This is a genomic window from Flavobacterium bizetiae (assembly GCF_902804475.1).
GTDB lineage: Bacteria > Bacteroidota > Bacteroidia > Flavobacteriales > Flavobacteriaceae > Flavobacterium > Flavobacterium bizetiae.
The window spans coordinates 1-16,964 of record NZ_CADCSU010000106.1 but is presented as its reverse complement, the minus strand read 5'-3'; the positions used below and the strand labels follow the sequence as shown (position 1 = coordinate 16,964).

The 16,964-nt window shown below is 35.1% G+C and carries 15 protein-coding genes; 7 read left to right on the top strand and 8 right to left on the bottom strand.

From position 1 onward, the window contains the following. The first annotated feature begins 584 nt into the window (after positions 1 to 584). Positions 585 to 1,955 (top strand): glycoside hydrolase family 28 protein, encoded by a 1,371-nt coding sequence (locus tag FLACOL7796_RS14425; RefSeq protein WP_173971466.1) that lies wholly within the window; start codon positions 585 to 587, stop codon positions 1,953 to 1,955. A 38-nt stretch (positions 1,956 to 1,993) separates the two neighbouring features. Then, entirely contained in the window at positions 1,994 to 3,598 is a 1,605-nt protein-coding gene (locus FLACOL7796_RS14420; protein ID WP_173971465.1) for a family 43 glycosylhydrolase, read from the top strand. A gap of 168 nt (positions 3,599 to 3,766) precedes the next feature. Here FLACOL7796_RS14420 and FLACOL7796_RS14415 read toward each other — a convergent pair whose 3' ends face one another. From FLACOL7796_RS14415 to FLACOL7796_RS14405, 3 genes are all read right to left on the bottom strand, one after another. Further along, complete coding sequence (locus FLACOL7796_RS14415) at positions 3,767 to 4,051, bottom strand: hypothetical protein (protein ID WP_197913328.1); 285 nt, start codon at positions 4,049 to 4,051, stop codon at positions 3,767 to 3,769. Between the two features lie 17 nt (positions 4,052 to 4,068). Further along, positions 4,069 to 5,358 (bottom strand): M20 metallopeptidase family protein, encoded by a 1,290-nt coding sequence (locus FLACOL7796_RS14410; RefSeq protein ID WP_173971464.1) that lies wholly within the window; start codon positions 5,356 to 5,358, stop codon positions 4,069 to 4,071. A gap of 87 nt (positions 5,359 to 5,445) precedes the next feature. After that, positions 5,446 to 6,096: a DUF1349 domain-containing protein gene (locus tag FLACOL7796_RS14405; protein ID WP_173971463.1), complete on the bottom strand. Its 651-nt coding sequence runs from the start codon at positions 6,094 to 6,096 to the stop codon at positions 5,446 to 5,448. A 164-nt stretch (positions 6,097 to 6,260) separates the two neighbouring features. On the opposite strand from FLACOL7796_RS14405, the gene FLACOL7796_RS14400 reads away from it, so the two are divergent. Together FLACOL7796_RS14400 and FLACOL7796_RS14395 are read left to right on the top strand one after the other, a co-directional pair. Beyond that, on the top strand, positions 6,261 to 7,028 hold the full coding sequence (locus FLACOL7796_RS14400) for a helix-turn-helix transcriptional regulator (RefSeq protein WP_173971462.1): 768 nt from the start codon (positions 6,261 to 6,263) through the stop codon (positions 7,026 to 7,028). Positions 7,029 to 7,130: 102 nt separating this feature from the next. Continuing rightward, the gene (locus tag FLACOL7796_RS14395; protein WP_173971461.1) at positions 7,131 to 7,325 is read left to right on the top strand and encodes a hypothetical protein; all 195 of its coding nucleotides are present in this window, start codon (positions 7,131 to 7,133) and stop codon (positions 7,323 to 7,325) included. A gap of 61 nt (positions 7,326 to 7,386) precedes the next feature. Here the strand turns inward: FLACOL7796_RS14395 and FLACOL7796_RS14390 are convergent, their stop codons facing one another. Then, entirely contained in the window at positions 7,387 to 8,607 is a 1,221-nt protein-coding gene (locus FLACOL7796_RS14390; RefSeq protein ID WP_173971460.1) for a DUF763 domain-containing protein, read from the bottom strand. Between the two features lie 590 nt (positions 8,608 to 9,197). On the opposite strand from FLACOL7796_RS14390, the gene FLACOL7796_RS14385 reads away from it, so the two are divergent. Beyond that, positions 9,198 to 9,782, top strand: a complete 585-nt coding sequence (locus FLACOL7796_RS14385) for a hypothetical protein (RefSeq protein WP_173971459.1) — start codon at positions 9,198 to 9,200, stop codon at positions 9,780 to 9,782. On the opposite strand, the gene ilvN is transcribed toward FLACOL7796_RS14385, so the two are convergent. The 3 genes from ilvN to FLACOL7796_RS14370 form a co-directional block, all read right to left on the bottom strand. Further along, a complete protein-coding gene (gene ilvN / locus FLACOL7796_RS14380) occupies positions 9,772 to 10,287 on the bottom strand; it encodes an acetolactate synthase small subunit (RefSeq protein WP_173971458.1) in 516 nt (171 codons plus the stop codon). The two genes, FLACOL7796_RS14385 and ilvN, sit on opposite strands and share 11 nt — an antisense overlap. Positions 10,288 to 10,682: 395 nt before the next feature. Continuing rightward, positions 10,683 to 11,450 carry a LytR/AlgR family response regulator transcription factor gene (locus FLACOL7796_RS14375; protein WP_173971457.1) on the bottom strand — a complete coding sequence of 256 codons (768 nt, stop codon included), beginning with the start codon at positions 11,448 to 11,450 and terminating at the stop codon, positions 10,683 to 10,685. Then, the gene (locus tag FLACOL7796_RS14370) at positions 11,447 to 12,550 is read right to left on the bottom strand and encodes a sensor histidine kinase (RefSeq protein WP_173971456.1); all 1,104 of its coding nucleotides are present in this window, start codon (positions 12,548 to 12,550) and stop codon (positions 11,447 to 11,449) included. The genes FLACOL7796_RS14375 and FLACOL7796_RS14370 overlap by 4 nt, the downstream gene beginning before the upstream one ends. Before the next feature lie 301 nt (positions 12,551 to 12,851). Between FLACOL7796_RS14370 and FLACOL7796_RS14365 the strand changes: the two genes are divergently transcribed. Both FLACOL7796_RS14365 and FLACOL7796_RS14360 read left to right on the top strand, forming a co-directional pair. Further along, the gene (locus FLACOL7796_RS14365; protein ID WP_173971455.1) at positions 12,852 to 13,610 is read left to right on the top strand and encodes a hypothetical protein; all 759 of its coding nucleotides are present in this window, start codon (positions 12,852 to 12,854) and stop codon (positions 13,608 to 13,610) included. 89 nt (positions 13,611 to 13,699) lie between these two features. Continuing rightward, complete coding sequence (locus FLACOL7796_RS14360; RefSeq protein WP_173971454.1) at positions 13,700 to 14,266, top strand: porin family protein; 567 nt, start codon at positions 13,700 to 13,702, stop codon at positions 14,264 to 14,266. A 280-nt stretch (positions 14,267 to 14,546) separates the two neighbouring features. Here FLACOL7796_RS14360 and FLACOL7796_RS14355 read toward each other — a convergent pair whose 3' ends face one another. Continuing rightward, a complete protein-coding gene (locus tag FLACOL7796_RS14355; protein ID WP_173971453.1) occupies positions 14,547 to 16,685 on the bottom strand; it encodes a TonB-dependent receptor in 2,139 nt (712 codons plus the stop codon). Between the last annotated feature and the right edge of the window lie 279 nt (positions 16,686 to 16,964).

Below are 16,964 nucleotides of genomic sequence, written 5' to 3'. Positions count from 1 at the left end.
ACCTAGCCCCTACCCACAACTCAAAACCACATTGTGAAATCAATCGTAAAAATGGTTATTCCTAAAATAAACTTTTGCAATTTGATGGTTTATTTGATGTAATCTCTAATTTTTAATAAATAATAAAGGATAGTACAGGACAGTTTTCTTTTTTTCATTGTATTATTTTACAAAACCAAATTATCACAGTAAGCCAAAACGCTTTTGTATAAAGGGTACTTTATCCGTAAAAATTACAGCGCCTTATTTATCAATAGGCCATAAAGATAGATTGTTTAAGTTTTTAAGTTTGTTTAAAGCAAAAGTGGTTTTTTGTGGTCTAACGCCCGATATCCTTCGGGCGTTATATTTTTTAGTAAGTGTGATATTTAATTATTCATGTTGATTTTAAAATTAAATAAACATGTTAAGTATTTTTTCTCGCAGATTTTCTTCGCCTGTTCGCTATCGCTCGGGTTGCAGATTGAGCAGATTTTAAATTTTAATCCTTTATCGGGATATCAACTATAGTTTTGATTTAACACATAGAATCATAGATTCTATGTGTTAAGACAAATAATTAATTAAAAAAAATAAAACTCATCATGAAAAAAATAACGTTTTGTTGCTGTCTTTTATCTTCGCTTATTTTTTTATCCTTCAAAAAAGGTCCTTCTGCTGTAACTCAAACCGAAGTTGTGGTCAAAACTCCTTTTGAAATGCCTGCGATCAAAATTCCTGATTTTAGTAAATGCAAAGAATTTTCAATTGTAGATTTTGGAGCTATTAAAGGCAATAAAGAAAAAACTTCAGAAGCGATTAGTAAGGCTATAGCCAAAGCGAATAAAGCAGGAGGGGGCATTGTTGTCATTCCGGAAGGAGAATGGCTTACTAAGAAAATTCACTTTAAAAGCAATGTCAATCTTCACTTAAAAAAAGGCGCAGTTTTACTGTTTTCTGAAGATCCCAACGATTATTTGCCAGCCGTTCGCTCTACCTGGGAAGGATATGAATGTTATAATTATTCGCCTTTGATTTATGCGTACCAATGCAAAAACATTGCGATTACTGGAGAAGGCGAACTAAAAGCAAAAATGGACGTTTGGAAAGAATGGTTTGCCCGCCCAAAACCGCACATGGAAAGCCTGAAACGTTTGTATTATCTGGCTTCGTACAATAAACCTATGAAAGAGAGGCAAATGGTCAATGATTCGGCGCATTTTCGTCCGCAGTTCATTCAGTTCAATCGTTGCGAAAATATTTTGATGGATGGCGTCACGATTACCAACAGTCCGTTCTGGACGATTCATCCTTTTTTGTCTAAAGATGTGGTGCTTAGAAATCTAAAAGTATACGCGCATGGACACAATAACGATGGTGTAGATCCTGAAATGAGTCAGAATGTATTAATTGAAAACTGTGTTTTTGATCAGGGCGATGATGCCATTGCCATAAAATCCGGAAGCAATCAGGATGCCTGGCGATTGAATACGCCTTCTAAAAATATCGTTATGCGCAATTGTGTTGTTAAAAACGGACATCAGCTGGTGGCTATTGGAAGCGAACTTTCGGGCGGAATTGAAAATGTATTTATTGATAATTGCACTGTCGTGGATGGCGCAAAACTGAATCATTTGTTATTTATAAAAACCAACGAGCGAAGAGGCGGTTACGTAAAGAATATTTACATGAGCAACATAACGTCAGGTAAAATAGATGAAGGAATTCTGGGAATCGAAACGGATGTTTTGTACCAATGGAGAGATTTAGTCCCAACAATTGAACGCCGACTGACGCCAATAAAAAACGTGTATCTCGAAAATATAAAAGCAACGAATGTAAAATTTGTTTCAAGGATTTTAGGACAAAAAGAACTTCCGATAGAAAATATTTTCCTTACGAATGTGAGTGCCGACAAGGTTTCAGGCGAAAAATCCATTCATGAAAATGTGGTGAATTTTGTCGCTAAAAATTGATTGGGTTAGAATTGCTATTTTAATAAAACGCTGGAAAAATGAAAATCAAAAGAAACTTTTCTATAAAAACAATAACGTTTCTGTATTGTATTATGAACTTCTGTAATGTTTATAATGTTCAGGCACAATTGTTAAATATTAAAAATGATGTTTTCCGTACTACAAAAGACGGAAAGCCAATTAATAGCCAAGGTGGAGGTATCTTTAAATTTCCTGATCTTATTACAGGAAAACAAAAATATTATTGGTACGGCGTTCATTATGCCGAAGCGGATACGTATCGTAACGATCCGTCCGTGACTTTGCCCAATGCTACTTTTGAATCGGTTACGTGTTATAGTTCTGTTGATTTAGTGAATTGGGTTTTTGAAGACGATGTTTTAAAGAAAGAAAAAGTAAATCAAAATGGTAAAACCTGGGTGGGCCGTTTGGGCGTGGCCTATATTAAAGAATGGAACAAATATGCCATGTTTGTTCAGCATGACAAAGAGGTATTAATAACGGTTTCAGATTCTCCAACGGGTCAGTTCGAATGGCATCAGAAAATAAATATGGAGAAAATGATCGGAACCAGCAATACGGGCGATCAAACGGTATTTACAGACGAAGATACAGGAAAATCATATCTTATTTATTCGTACGGAAGAGGCAGAAACAAGATATACGTTTCGGAAATTGGCATTAAAGACGGAAAAATCAATTTATTAGATTGTACGGAGGTTTTTAAAGGTGAAAGCCGTGAGGGAAATTGCCTTTTTAAGTACAATAACAAATATTATATGTTTGCCTCGAATATTTACGGTTGGGATGCTTCGTTTGCGTATTACCTGACGGCCGATGATATTAGAGGACCTTATGTGCCTGTAAACGATATGTTGGTCATGAACGGCGCTTCTGAAGATTTTGCGCATATTTCGCAAACCGGATTTTTCTTTTCTGTAAAAGGAAACAAGCAGGAAACTATAGTTTTTTGTGGTGATAGATGGGCTAATTTTGCCGGAAACGGATTAGGGTACAACCAGTGGTGTCCGCTTTCATTTGATGGTAAAGTGCCTTATTTCAATTCGGTAAGTTCGTGGAATCTCGAAGAAAAAACGGGTATATGGAAAGTAGCAGATGATAATAATTACATTAAAAACGGCAGTTTCGAAGCGGATCGAAGACACATTCCGAGTCCTGTAAAACCAGTGCAAATACAATTAACAGGCTGGGCAAGTGAAGTTCTGGAAGGAAACACAATAGGATTAGACAGCATTAATTCGCCGGTTTTAAATCATTTTAATACGCAAAGCGAACGGAAAGTTGTTATTGGCGAAAAGAGCCTGAATATTAGTGATAAAGTTAATTTTAAGCGAAAAACATTCCAAACGATTACTTCTTCGCCTTACATAAAACTCGAAAATGGCTTGTATACTTTAACTGCCAAAATAAAAAACAGCGAGGGTTTTACCAATCTTGAAATGTATGTTTTAAGTAATGGAAAAAAGCTGCAATACGCGATCAAAGAAAAAAATGATTCCTGGAAAACCATTAGCATTACAAACATTCCTGTAAAAGGAGGAAAGGCCGAAGTTGGTTTTCTGGCCGAAGGAAAAGCCAATGCATTTTGTTATGTTGATGATGTGAGTTTGGTGAAAAATTAAAAATTAAAAATGAAATAGATTGAGGTGATCTTTATTTTAAACACATAGAAACATAGCTTTTGTTTGTCTAAAAAAGGCATTTCATTGATATAAAAAAACATAGTTTCTATGTGAAGAAATGTATTTCTACTTCCTTTCTTTATAAAGTAATCTATGTTTCTATTTGTTTTAATTAGTATATTTTTTAGCCCTGTTTTGACTTCTCATTAAGCTGTAGTCGCAAACTCCGTTTAAGGCATATTCTATTTTAAATTCGGCGAGAAGTTGTGCAACGACTTCCATTGTAGCGGTTTCATCAAGTCCAATTTGTGCGCCAAGATCTATTACATTATGATGGCCGTTACTTTTTATTAAAGCGTGCAGAAACCGATCTTTATCTCTCATGATTTTTATCTTTTTATGAAATGTAGTCGTCATTTTGACTAAACTGTACATTAACTGTTTGCTTTTCATGTTACTTGTTTTGCGTTTTAATTTCCATTTGCTTTTTCGAAAATTAAAGAAGAAAAACTTCTGACTCCTGTTTTGATGCATTCTTCATCAATGGCAAAATTTGGAGCGTGATTCATCGCAATGATTCCTTTTTCGAAGTTAGAACCTCCCAGAAAAAAATAAACACCCGGAATTTTTTGCTGAAAATAAGCAAAATCATCATTAAAATACGGAACCTGACCATAATCGTTTACCACGAATCCTTTACCATAAATAGTATTAAGTGTTTTTATGGCGCTTTCGGTTAATTTTTTATCATTAAGAACGGTTGGATTTTCCTGTACAAATGAAACCGAAAGCAATTGTTGCTGTAAATTGGCCGATGTTATCACTTGTTTCACTTTCGGAATAATGTTTTTTACGTTCGAGACATTTGTTTCGTACAAATAAGCCTCCCAAATAACTTCATTATTTTTAGAACGGAAAGAAAAATTTCCATCCATAAATGAATAATCTTTAAAGATGGTATTAGGATTAGAAAGTCCAATTTTTGGGTCAAGCATGCCTTGTATTTCCCACGGTTTGGTTCCTGCTGCAAATCGCGATAAAGCATCGTGAATACTTTTTGAGAGTTCTTTGGTTTGCTCTTTTGTGAGTTCTTCTTTAAATTTAATTTGTATCATTTTTTGGTAAGCAAACATTTCATTTGGCTTGACCATTATCTGACCTGTTGGCAATGCGGTGATATGAAATCCGTAAATTTCATCCAGATGTATTTTTGCCAATAAACCGTTGGTGAGCATGTTTTTTGCTCCCACAAATGTTTCTTCTTCAGGCTGAAATATAAAATAAACGGTTCCTTTTAAGTCTTTTTTATTTTTTGAAAGTACATCGGCGATTCCTAACGCAATTGCCATATGCACGTCGTGACCACAGCCATGCTGAATACCTTTTGTTTTAGATTTAAAATCAACATTGTCGGCAAAGTCATTTGGGAGTGCATCCATGTCCGCGCGCCAGGCAATGTTTTTTCCTTTTTTGGCACCTTTCAAAATCCCAATAACGCCATGACCATAAGTATTGGTTTCGACTTCAAGTCCAAGATCCAGTAAATATTGTTTGATTTTTTGTTGGGTGCGTACTTCATTTCCGGCTAATTCCGGATTTTCATGTAAGTCTCTTCTAATGTCAACGAGCTTGCTAAAAATGTTATCTGTTTCGATTTTTATCGATTCATGAATCAAAGGGGCTTGTATTTGCTGGCAAAATGCCTTTTGGCAAAGAGCAACGATGGTTAATATGATGTATAATATTAATTTAAAATTCATGATTAGATGGTTATTTTACTGCCCGGTTAGGTTTTGGTTAAGAGTACAATAGAAGAGACGACATATTTTTATAAATGTTACATAATTTTACTGATTGTTTTTCAACCACTCTAAACGTCTTTGATCCGGAAGGTGCGTAATTTTAAAATCTTCGAATGTCGCTGTAAAACCTTTTCCGTCAGGACTTGCTGCCATCATACCCACTTGTATTGTTTTATGCTCCGGAAAATATACGGTATTGGTCATCGTATAATTGATACCATCGATAGAATAAAAAATTTCTACAGCATCTAGTTTACGTACGGCTTTCATCCATACATTTTTTGGTTTTTCTTTTAATCCCAATACACTCCACGAACTTTTATCGATGGTATGTACGGTACTAATGTTATAAATTCCGTCTACATATTCAACACCGGTTTTGATGTAATTGTTTTCATCAATTCGCAGCATCAGGCAAATCTGATCGAATCTGGTTTTGTAAACCGCGCTCATTTTTACAACAGTTTCAAACTCGCCGCTTCTTTCGGTATATAAAAATGGTCCGTCGTTTACTGTAAATCCGTAGTGGCTTTTGTTCCAGTAATCAGACTGGGGCGTAACCTGCATGGTGAGTTTATTGTCTTTTATTTCCCATTCTGTCGGCTCATTCAGCCAGTTCATTGCGCTTAATTTTTGAGCATTTCCCTTTACCGTCATAATACCTATAAGGATAAGAGCCAAGTGCATTCTCTTCATGATTTCTTTAATTTTTTTGAATTTTATTAATAATTTACAAAGAAGGCAATTCGTTATTTGTACAGCAATAGTTATTTATAACCATTTTGAGGTTTAACGAAATAATTTTCTACTTTTAACGCGCTATGGTAATGCAATGCTATTAGAAAAAATGAATTACTGTTATGAATCCCATTTCCAAATTAGAAGATCAATTTTCATCTGAATTTATAGACGGCCCGGACAAGCGCAAACAAGCTTTGGATGAGGCTGTTCAAACCATGAAAGAGTTTGTCAGAATCGATCATTCGGTAGCCGTGTTGTCAGATCTGGCCGATAACAAAAGTTATATTTTTACAGGTGATTTTGGGAGTTTTTTCGAAATGGATACTTCCGGATATCTAACCATTGATTCTATTTGGGAAGAAGATATTTATCAGCGCATTCATCCGGATGATCTTTTTGAAAGGAATCTTTTAGAATTAGAGTTTTTTAATTTTCTAAAAACGGTCGAACCAGACGAAAGACTGCATTATGCAACTAAATGCAAAATCAGAACGCTGAACAGTAAAAAGGAGTATCAGCGTATTTTGCACCGCAGTTTTTATCTTAAAAACAGTTCCGAAGGTGGTTTATGGCTGGCGGTTTGTGTCTATAATTATTTATTTGAGAAAAAAGAAACGGTAACGGGCATCGACGGAAAAATTATTAATACTAAAACGGGAGAAAGTGTTTATGTTGATACGTATGTAAATTGTATCAATTTGCTAACGTCGCGTGAAAAGGAAGTTTTGGTATTAATAGGCAAAGGTGTTATTAGTAAAGAAATTGCCGATCAACTCAATATAAGCATTAATACAGTAAACCGACACAGGCAGAATATCCTCGAAAAACTGAATGTAAGTAATTCTATCGAAGCAGTACGAACGGCCGATGCTTTGAATTTGTTGTAGAATTTTAAATTAACAGGGAGATTTTATAACTTTTAGCAACGATTGTATAAGTCTTGTAGATAGTCTTTTAAGTAATTTTATGATAACTTAAAAATGCAGCACATGAAAACAAATAATCAAAATCAGAATACTGCTAAGCAAAGTGGTACTGACAATCGCAGTGATACGAGAAAACATCAATATAAGGATCATGATGAAGTTTTAACAAACGATGAAAATTATGATGTTGATACACACAAATTTAAAGGTGAAAAACCAGATTTCAACGATAAGTTGAATAATGAAGAAAAAAAATAAAAAATAAAAACGTCTCAAACCCTAAATTTGAGACGTTTTTATTTGGATTATAGTCTGATTCTTAAAACAATTCGAGTTGATTACCAGGATTGAAAGGTTTCTTTTTTGGAGGTTTTGCATCGCCAAAAACAGTTCTTCCACCGTATTTGTGCGATTCGTCGCGTTCTCTTTGCACGAGCGCATCAAAATTGGTATTGGGCGTAAAGCTTTCTTCGGCTTTTCGTGAGATTTCAGATAATTTGCGAATTGCATCTATTTTGTCATTGTTGCCAATTTTAGCGCGATGAATGGCTCTTTGCAAAGTATCGATTGTTTCGTCGTAGATTTTTACGGGAACAGGAAACGGATGTCCGTCTTTTCCTCCGTGTGCAAATGAAAAACGTGCAGGATCTTCAAATCGGGTAGGAGTGCCGTAAATCACTTCGCTCACCAATGCCAGTGATTGCAAAGCTCTTGGTCCCATTCCTTTTAAAAGCAACAGTTCTTCAAAATCTTCGGGTTTGTTTTCATGAGTGGCCCAAAGCATAGCGCCCAGTCTTTTCATATTCACATCTTCTATCCTCACGTCGTGATGTGCAGGCATCGAAAGATATTGCATTTCTTTCATGATTTTAGCCGGAGATTCTTTTGCTAATTCTAAAATACCTTCTCTTGATTTTGCAGCCGTCTGAGCAGTAAGATTTAAAATCGTGCCTTGATTTTCGCCATAAATAAAAGTGTGAGGTTCTTCTACAAAAGACTTTAAATCCTGTGAATGCCAATGGTATCTTCTGGCAGTTTTAGAATTTGGATTCATTCCTTGCTGAATAACAGCCCATTGTCCTTTATTATCTACAATAAAATTATGTTGATACAATTGAAATCCGTCCTGAATAGCCGTGTTGTCAACTTTAGCCGTAAGTCTGCTGCAATTGGCAAGATTGATGCCGTCAAGTCCCGTTTTTTCGCCCACAAATAAAAGTTCCTGTGGTGTAAGCATAGAATGTTTGCCTTTTCCTCCGCAGATATAAATACCAAGTTCTTTCGAATGCGGATTAACAGATTTCTTTAATGCTCCGAGTACCGAAGTGGTAATTCCGGAGGAATGCCAGTCCATTCCCATTACGGCGCCAAAACTCTGAAACCAAAAAGGATTGCTTAGTTTACTTATGACTTCTGAAGTAGAAAATTCCATTGCGATTGTTTCGACAATGGCAAGACCAAGTTTAGACATGCGTTCGGCAAGCCATAAAGGAACATGTCCATAATGTAATGGAAGATCTGCTGTACCGGAACGTTTCATGGGTTAGTATTGAATTGATACAAAAATACGAAAAAATACACGGTAAATTAATGTTCCTTGTAAGGGCAAAGCTTTTCATTGAAAAATGAGATATTATGTTTAAAGTACTCTCATTTTTGTCATTTCGACCGAAGGGAGAAATCACACTGGAAATTGCGCAAAGAGAATCGCCAATCTTTGTCGATGTACGAGTGTGATCCTTCCTCCGTCAGGATGACAAGATTGTGGTTATTTTGCGGTTATTTTTTACTGTAAAGTTACCTAACCGCAAAGCACGCTTAGGTTTACGCAAAGTTAAAGATAAAGCTTTGCGAACTTTGTGTTTTCTTAAAGAATGTAATAATTTCTTTGTGTGCTTTGCGGTTAATTTTTTACTGCAAAGTTACCTAACCGCAAAGCACGCTAAGGATTACGCAAAGTTCGCAAAGTTACACCCAAAGCTTTGCGAACTCTGTGTTTAGTAAAACCAAAGTAATAAAATCTTAGCGCGCTTTGCGGTTAAAAATAAGTAGCAAGAAATTACCATGAAATCAGGTATTGCATAAGGAATAGAGCGTGAGTAAATTTGTTGTTAATCAAAACGTATTATAATGAAAAACAACAGAAACAGCAATCGTTCTTTAAAAAACAAAGCTTCAGGAGTACTACAAAATCTATTTTATATATCGGCATTTATCCTTTTGTTTAGTGCTTGTTCGAGTGATGATAATGGCGGATCAGACAAGCAATCCGACTATTATTTCAGAGCAAGTTTAGATGGTAAAAAGATAGATTTTCGTACTGCAAAATTTCAGGGCGGAGGTAATGACAACCGTTTTGAAATGATTGTACTTGGAGGATTTGACGGACCGCATCCTACTAAAGCTGGTGAGCAATTGCCGCCATCATTAGATTTTGAAATCTGGAAAGTAGGCGGCAACATTACTCCAGGTACTTATTCGACTCCGGGTGAACTGGAAATGATTGCGCGATACGCGATTCAGACTCCAGACGGAACGATACTTTACAATACTGCTATTGGCGATGATGTTTTTACGGCAAAAATTGAATCTATTAGCAAAACGGGTATTAAAGGCACATTTGAAGGAATGGTTCGAAATGTATCTTCAGGAAAGACAATAAGTATTACTGAGGGTTCTTTTAATCTTCCGTATGATCAGATTGTTAATCCATAATTGATTCTGGCTGAAAGGATTCGTTGTTCATGGCAACGGCAATTCTGGCACTTTTTATAAATTCGATTAACTCAAATTTGTTCAATTCAAGAGCCAGAGTATTGATCTCGTCTTCTTGTCCTGTGACTTCAAAAACGGTATAGTCTTTTTCGATGATAATGTATCTGGCGTTGTATTTTTTAAACAACCCATCGATATTTTCCGGGTGCATCATTCCCGAAGTTTTTATTTTAAACAATGCCATTTGTTTCCAGACGATTTGATCGTTTGTATTGTAATAACATTTAAAAACTTCGATGATTTTTTCGATTTGAAGAGCTATGTTTCTGACGATTTCGAAAGTTTCATTGAGAACAAAGGTAAACCGATACATTTGATCGATTTCGCAGGTAGAAATATTAAGCGTTACGAGACTTATTTTTCGTCGGGAAAGGATCACGGTGAGTTGATGTATTAATCCCATTTGATCTTCTGTGTAGGCTGTTAAAGTATATTCTTGTTTCATTTGAAAGCTTATTAATTGTTTGAAATATTGATGATTAGTGGTTTTTAGAAATAAAAAAACCTTCCTCGTTTTGACTGAGAAAGGTTTTTGTTATTGCACAATAAAATCCTGTCCCGTCATAAATGAGGAATAATAATAATCGTGCTAATAATAATTTGTACTGAATTTTTCATATCTGTTTTAAACAAAAAAACCTCCCAAATTGGGAGGTTTTATAGTGTATCTGTGTACTTATTTATATAACATCCCTGCTCATTATCGAATGATAATAAGGCTAATAATAGAGATGTTAATTATGTTTTTCATTTTGTTTTTGATGAGCAACAAATGTATTGATTTTTATACAACTAAAAAGTTTTTTTTATGAAATGATTTTCTTTAAGTAATAATAGTGCTTAATAATCTAACCACAATTTCAGTAAAGAAGCTTTTGTTCTGCTTACAATAACGGCTTCGTCTTTACTGTGTTTTATTTTGAGTTGTAATTTTCCGTTAAAGTAATTATTGACTTTTTCGATAGCATTGATATGGATGATATACTGGCGATTGGCCCTGAAAAAGCTTTTAGGATTGAGTTCCTGTTCAAGGGCTTCGAGCGTATGCGGTACCACAACTTCTTCGCCATTGAATAAATAAGCGTAATTAATATTCAGGTTGGAGTAAAAACAGGCAATATCTTCTACATCAATTTTTCTAAAACCGTCCCGGTAAGGTATTAGAAAACGGTTTCTGTATTCTTTGGGCTGCATATAGGCAAGTAGTTCTTCGATCTGAGATTTAGGACTTGCAGATTGTTGTAATGCGTTTTCTAATTTGAGTATGGCTGCTTCAAGTTCGTCTTTTTCAATTGGTTTAAGCAAATAGTCGACACTATTGTATTTAAAGGCTTTAATGGCATATTCGTCATAAGCTGTGGTAAATATAATAGGGCAGGTAAGATCGGTGAGATTAAAAATTTCAAAACTCAGTCCATCGGCCAATTGCACATCCATAAGGATAAGGTCCGGAGCCTGATTTTGGGACAACCAGGAAACGGTATTTTTTACACTCGCCAGAACGCCAACAATTTCGACGTCGGGTCTTATTTTGAGTATCAAACGTTTGATTCTTTCCGAGTTGAGTTTTTCGTCCTCAAGGATTAATATTTTGTTTATTGTATTCATTTGATGAGCGGTACTTTTATGGTAAAAGTTTCCTTATTATTTTCTATAGCCACTTTTCGATCGCTTAATAAGGCATAACGATGGATGATATTTTTTAGTCCAATTTGTGTCGAAGGCGCTTTTTTTATCAGTGGTAAAATAGTATTTGATACTACTAATTCGTCGTTATCATTAGAATAAATCTGAACGACTAATGGGTTTTCTTCTTCGGTACGGTTATGTTTCAGCGCGTTTTCAATAAAAAGCTGAAGTGTAATTGGCGGAATCTGCATGTTGAGTTTCGATTTGTCGATATCGATATGAAAAGTACAGCCATCTCCCATACGGTTCTCAATTAGAAAAAGATAAGCGTGAAGAAAATGTAATTCTTCGTGTAAATGAACGAGTTTCTTTTTGGAATTGATTAATAAATAGCGATAGACTTTTGCAAAGTTTTCGGTGTATTCATGTCCTAACTGCTGATCTTTAAGTATCAGTTCTGAAAGTACGCTAAGGTTATTAAAAACAAAATGCGGATCGAGCTGTAATTTAAGGGCTTGCAGTTCTATTTCGGCTGCTATTTGTTTGCTCTCGGCTGCTTTTACTTTGTATTCTGCGGCTTTTATGGTGGCGTTTTTCCAGTTTTTTAATAAAAAATCACCCGTATTAAGGGCGCTTACCATTAATGCCCACAATATGATCGAAATAATGGTATAAAATGTTTCCCGCAAACCTATTTTAACTGGGGGAGTCACGGTTAGATACTCTCCATACATATAATAGATAATACATAAACCAATAATTACGAGCAATGCGCCAAAGCTTTGAAATATTATCTGAATGATGAGTCGTTTTACAGGATTTACCATCCAGGATATTTTCCTGTTTAAAACCCTGTCGATAAAAAGGCTTACAATTAATATGATAGCGCAGAAAATGATATTGGTTAGTACATCCAACAGCATTAAATGTGATGGTAAGTTAAAATAATCCCGCCAGTACGAAAAAGGGAATAAGATAAATAGGGTCGAGTAAGAGCCTAAAAATAAGAACGTAAAAAGAAGCAGACTCTTTTGGTAGCTCTTTTCTACAGGACCAGTTATTTCTTCGGTACGATTCACAAGATTGTTTTTTATGAGAGATCAAAAGTGGGATGATTTCTTTTTGAGTCTGCAAATAAAAGAATTTTGATGGAGTTTTAGCCGAAATAAAAGTTTTTTTTGAGTATTGGGTTTTTATTTTTTGTGATGTGAAGTCGCTGTTTATAAGGGTTTTTGATTTGAAACAGGGTTCGGTTTTTAATTCAACAGATCAAATTGACGGTTCACCGTACAGATTCGTCAGTTCACTTAATAAATCCTCGGAAAAGGGCTAGACGGCGAATATTTTTGCACCATAAATTATAACAAATAATCTAAAACAATGAAAAAAACAATGGTAATGACACAAGAAGATTTCTGTAATGCAAAAACGAATGCGCAATTACAGCAGTATAAAAAAAATGCAGTAATTTTTCTTTTTATGATGCTTTTTAGTTCTATGGCTTCTGCACAAAAATCGAAGGTATTAGATGCCTTTTTTAAATACGGAATCGATTCCAGCATTTTGAATCCGGAGAAAACAAAACGACCTGATAATCTTGCTTTCGATTTTAAACAAACCATCATAACGAGTGCGAGCGAAGCTGTAACGATTGCCAAATTCGATCCGTCTGCTTCCGGACCAGAGCAATGGAGTGTGGTTTCTATAGACGGGAAATCGCCTTCTAAATCAGCAACAAATTCTTTTAGAAAGAACCAAAGCAAAACTTCGCCAACGCCTCCTACAGATGAGACAAGTTACAAGATTGAAAAAGAAACTCCTGATCAGTTGGTTATTAGCTATAAAGTAGAAACGGGTGCTCTTACTAAAGAAAATGCTTTCGTAAAAGATTGTCGATTTTATATGACCATCAATCTTAAAACTAAGAAACTGGACCAAATAGAAACGCTAAATGAAAAGCCGGTAAAGGTTAATATTCTTACTGCAGATAAATTTGACATTGTGGTAAAATACAAATGGAACGACGATGCGAGACAATATGTTCCTGTAAATGAAAATCTTAATATGGAAGCTAAATTTATAGGACAGGCAACAAACGTAAAAACGATTACAGAATACTCTAATTACGCAAAGAAATAAAGAGAAACGGCAGGTTTTAAAATCTGTCGTGGCTACAAAAAATAATAGTACGGGATCGTATTGTTCTAAATTAAAAAAGAGATTAAAAAATGAAAAAAATTATTACAGCTACCGTTTTGTTCCTATCGGTATTAGGTTACAGCCAGGTACATGTTGGTGTTAAAGGCGGAGTAAATTTGAATAAATTAGATGGTAAAAATTTTGATAGTGATTTTGAGCTGGGTTATCAATTGGGTGGTTTCGCTTACTACAATTTTACAGATTTTTTAGGGATTCAGGGAGAAGTATTATTCAATCAGACAAATACTAAAATCACGGATAATTATAAGGATGTTTTTAATGATGCTTTCAAAAAAGACAAAACGCTTAACTATATTAGTGTGCCGGTATTACTGCGTTTAAACAGCGAAGGACTGATTACTGTTGTTGCGGGTCCGCAGTTTAGTTTTCTGGCCAGCGGTAATGAAACGGTTTTGAATAATAGTAAAAAATTGTTCAAGAAAACTGATTTTGCCTTTGTTGCCGGAGCCGAGGTAAATATAAGACCGGTCACTATTTTTGCCAGATATGTATGGGGCTTTTCTGATGTGAGCGATTTTGGATCTAAAGCAAATAGTCAACAAATTCAGGCAGGATTGTCTCTTCGTTTGCTTTAGTACAATGGATTTTTATAAAATACTAAAAGGCCTTCTTGTAACACTGGCAATCTTGTTTATCTCGATATGTGTAGTAATTAGCATTGCTATTACTTTTGTTTTAAAAGCGAGAACAGAATTGAACGAAAAGATTAATAGTAGTTTAGGTATTGAAAAATGATCCTTTGGTTCACCAAAAAAAAATATTGGCCGTAAATAAAAGAGCTTGGTTAGTTCGAAACAAAAAGTCCTCAGTCAATTTAATTTGCTGAGGACTTTTGATTTATAAGGATAGAAAAAATTAGAATGCCTGTGCAAAACTAATGGTAAGGCGTGTACCGTTTTCTTTAACGTAATTCATATTATTAGACTGCCATTGCGAAATAACAGAATAATAATCTTTGTTGAATAAATTTTCGACTCCTAAACGAATGGTGCTTTTTTCTTTGAAAGTATAACTTGACGAAAGATTAAAAGCCGTGAATGATTTTACAGGACCTGTTCCGTAAGTATAAGCGCCATTAACGGGTTCAAATTTATCTCTTCCTGATGTGTTGATCATTTGCAGAAAAACCGACCAGTCTTCAAGAGGTCTGAAAATGGTGTAAGCAGTTAGTTTTGGCGGATTGATACGGTCACCTCCTAAATATACTTTTTTGTCTGCAAGTTCACGTTTTCCTTCTGTATACGAATAATTGGCTCCAATATCAAGTTTTGGATGAAGACGATATTTTGCTGATAATTCAAAACCATAAATTTTTTCAGGCGAACGGGAAATTTGCGGATTTCCATCAACATAAACATACGAAGCGCCTAGTTTTGAAGTACTGTAATAAACAGCTCCTTCATAAGAAAATTTTTCAAAATCTCCGGAGAATCCAAACTCGTAGTTATTGGCCGTAACCGCTTTTATCGAAGTATTGTTTACAGTGTTTTCTTTTGCAGCACGCAATACCAAACCTAAATCGGCAACGCTGAAACTTTGAGAAAAACTTACAAAAGGTTTAAACAAAGACCATTTTGTATAACGCAATCCTGCATTGAACATTAACGCATTAAAATCAAGCGCTCCGCCATTTACAGCGATTCCGCCGCCAACATACGTTCCGTTTACGTAATTACGAATACCAATAGTGGTATAATCCGGAACGTCAATATTAACATTTTCAAGTCTTAAGCCTGTTTTTAATACCAAATTTGGTCCAAACATGTTTTTAATTTGAAAATACGGAGCCAGATTCGTCATACTCATTTCCGGAATTACCAATCTTCCATCAGTAAGATGCGTGTCTGTTATATCCGAAAGAATATCCAATCCGTACGTTATATTACCTGAAATCAAAGAACTAAATTCATACGGCGTATTTAAATTCAAACGAAAACCCAGTTTTTTACTTTGTGTAGCCGGCTGTCCGTTATTTTCAAAAAAGTCACTATAATTAATTAGCGTAAGGTAATCCTGAAAGTAAAGCGTAGCATTAACATCTGTATTTCCAATTAAATTCTCGCCCGTATAACTCAAACTTGCATTATGATTATAAGGTGTTCCTTCCGGTTCTCCCGGACGCTGTCCTTTAACACCAGTAGTTGGCGAATCAAAGTTGCCGTAAACTCCCGCTTTTGCGATATAATATGTATGTTGGGTACTATTAAAATAGTTATACATTAACTCTATGCGGTTTTTGGCATTGATATCATACCCAATTTTAGCAAAAGCATTCCAGTTTTTAAGATCGTTCATTCCGTATTCAGGAGAAAGTACGCGTCCTTTCGCATCGCGATACAATCCCGTTTCTTCATAACGCCCGCTTACCACATAATCAAACTTATTTACTTTTCCGGTAAATAACTGCGACACAAAGAAACCCGCTGTTCCTTTAGGTTTTACCAGAGAAAAATTAGTTCCCGCCTCTGTCGATCCGCTTATTGCTTTGTCAACATTTGCTTTTTTGGTAATATAGTTAATCAAACCACCATCTGCGCCATTACCATAAATAGCAGTCGCTCCTTTAATTACTTCTACACGATCTAAAACCGTAGGATCAAGAGAACGCATGTCTTTGGCACCATCTCTAAGCGGCGTCGATTGAGGAATTCCGTCAATCATAACTAACACACGTCGGCCTCGTAAAGTCTGACCCAAATTTTGAGTTCTGTTTGTCGAAAATCCCAAGCCAGGTACAGATGCGCCCAGGATATCACTAAGATTAGAACTTATACTAAGTTGTTGTTGTATTTGCTTTTTAGATAACAAAGTAACCGAGGAAGGAACTTCGTTTAAAACTTCTGCCTGTCTTGATGCAGAAATTACGATTTCTTTTAATTCGTTATCATTTGCCGAATGATCAAGTAGAATACTGTCCTGACTTTTGATGTTTTTATCTTTTGTAGTAGCTGTATTTGTTTTTGAAACTTGCTGCGCAGAAAGCGAACTTATCATAAAAAACAGGATAAGAAAGGAAGAATATTTTATCATTATTATTTAGACTTAATTTAAATAGTTGTAAATATAGAAAATGAAACAACAAATAAAGCCTGCAAATTATCATATTGAGTGATAGAAAAACTCAATTATAGCTGATTGTATTGATAACTAGTAAAATACAAGTCTAAAGAAGTTTTCTTAATTTTTGATTAATTTTTTTATTGAAATTAGCCTCTAAAAGAAATAGTAAAAAACAATCTAATAATTTTTGATAAAATTTAAGAATCAAAAAAA

Coding starts and splice junctions, on each gene's coding strand:
- FLACOL7796_RS14385 (WP_173971459.1), top strand. CDS start 9,198: ATGAAAAACAACAGAAACAGCAATCGTTCTTTAAAAAACAAAGCTTCA.
- FLACOL7796_RS14360 (WP_173971454.1), top strand. CDS start 13,700: ATGAAAAAAATTATTACAGCTACCGTTTTGTTCCTATCGGTATTAGGT.
- FLACOL7796_RS14415 (WP_197913328.1), bottom strand. CDS start 4,051: ATGAAAAGCAAACAGTTAATGTACAGTTTAGTCAAAATGACGACTACA.
- FLACOL7796_RS14375 (WP_173971457.1), bottom strand. CDS start 11,450: ATGAATACAATAAACAAAATATTAATCCTTGAGGACGAAAAACTCAAC.
- FLACOL7796_RS14365 (WP_173971455.1), top strand. CDS start 12,852: ATGAAAAAAACAATGGTAATGACACAAGAAGATTTCTGTAATGCAAAA.
- FLACOL7796_RS14420 (WP_173971465.1), top strand. CDS start 1,994: ATGAAAATCAAAAGAAACTTTTCTATAAAAACAATAACGTTTCTGTAT.
- FLACOL7796_RS14395 (WP_173971461.1), top strand. CDS start 7,131: ATGAAAACAAATAATCAAAATCAGAATACTGCTAAGCAAAGTGGTACT.
- FLACOL7796_RS14405 (WP_173971463.1), bottom strand. CDS start 6,096: ATGAAGAGAATGCACTTGGCTCTTATCCTTATAGGTATTATGACGGTA.
- FLACOL7796_RS14410 (WP_173971464.1), bottom strand. CDS start 5,358: ATGAATTTTAAATTAATATTATACATCATATTAACCATCGTTGCTCTT.
- FLACOL7796_RS14400 (WP_173971462.1), top strand. CDS start 6,261: ATGAATCCCATTTCCAAATTAGAAGATCAATTTTCATCTGAATTTATA.
- FLACOL7796_RS14355 (WP_173971453.1), bottom strand. CDS start 16,685: ATGATAAGTTCGCTTTCTGCGCAGCAAGTTTCAAAAACAAATACAGCT.
- FLACOL7796_RS14425 (WP_173971466.1), top strand. CDS start 585: ATGAAAAAAATAACGTTTTGTTGCTGTCTTTTATCTTCGCTTATTTTT.
- ilvN (WP_173971458.1), bottom strand. CDS start 10,287: ATGAAACAAGAATATACTTTAACAGCCTACACAGAAGATCAAATGGGA.
- FLACOL7796_RS14390 (WP_173971460.1), bottom strand. CDS start 8,607: ATGAAACGTTCCGGTACAGCAGATCTTCCATTACATTATGGACATGTT.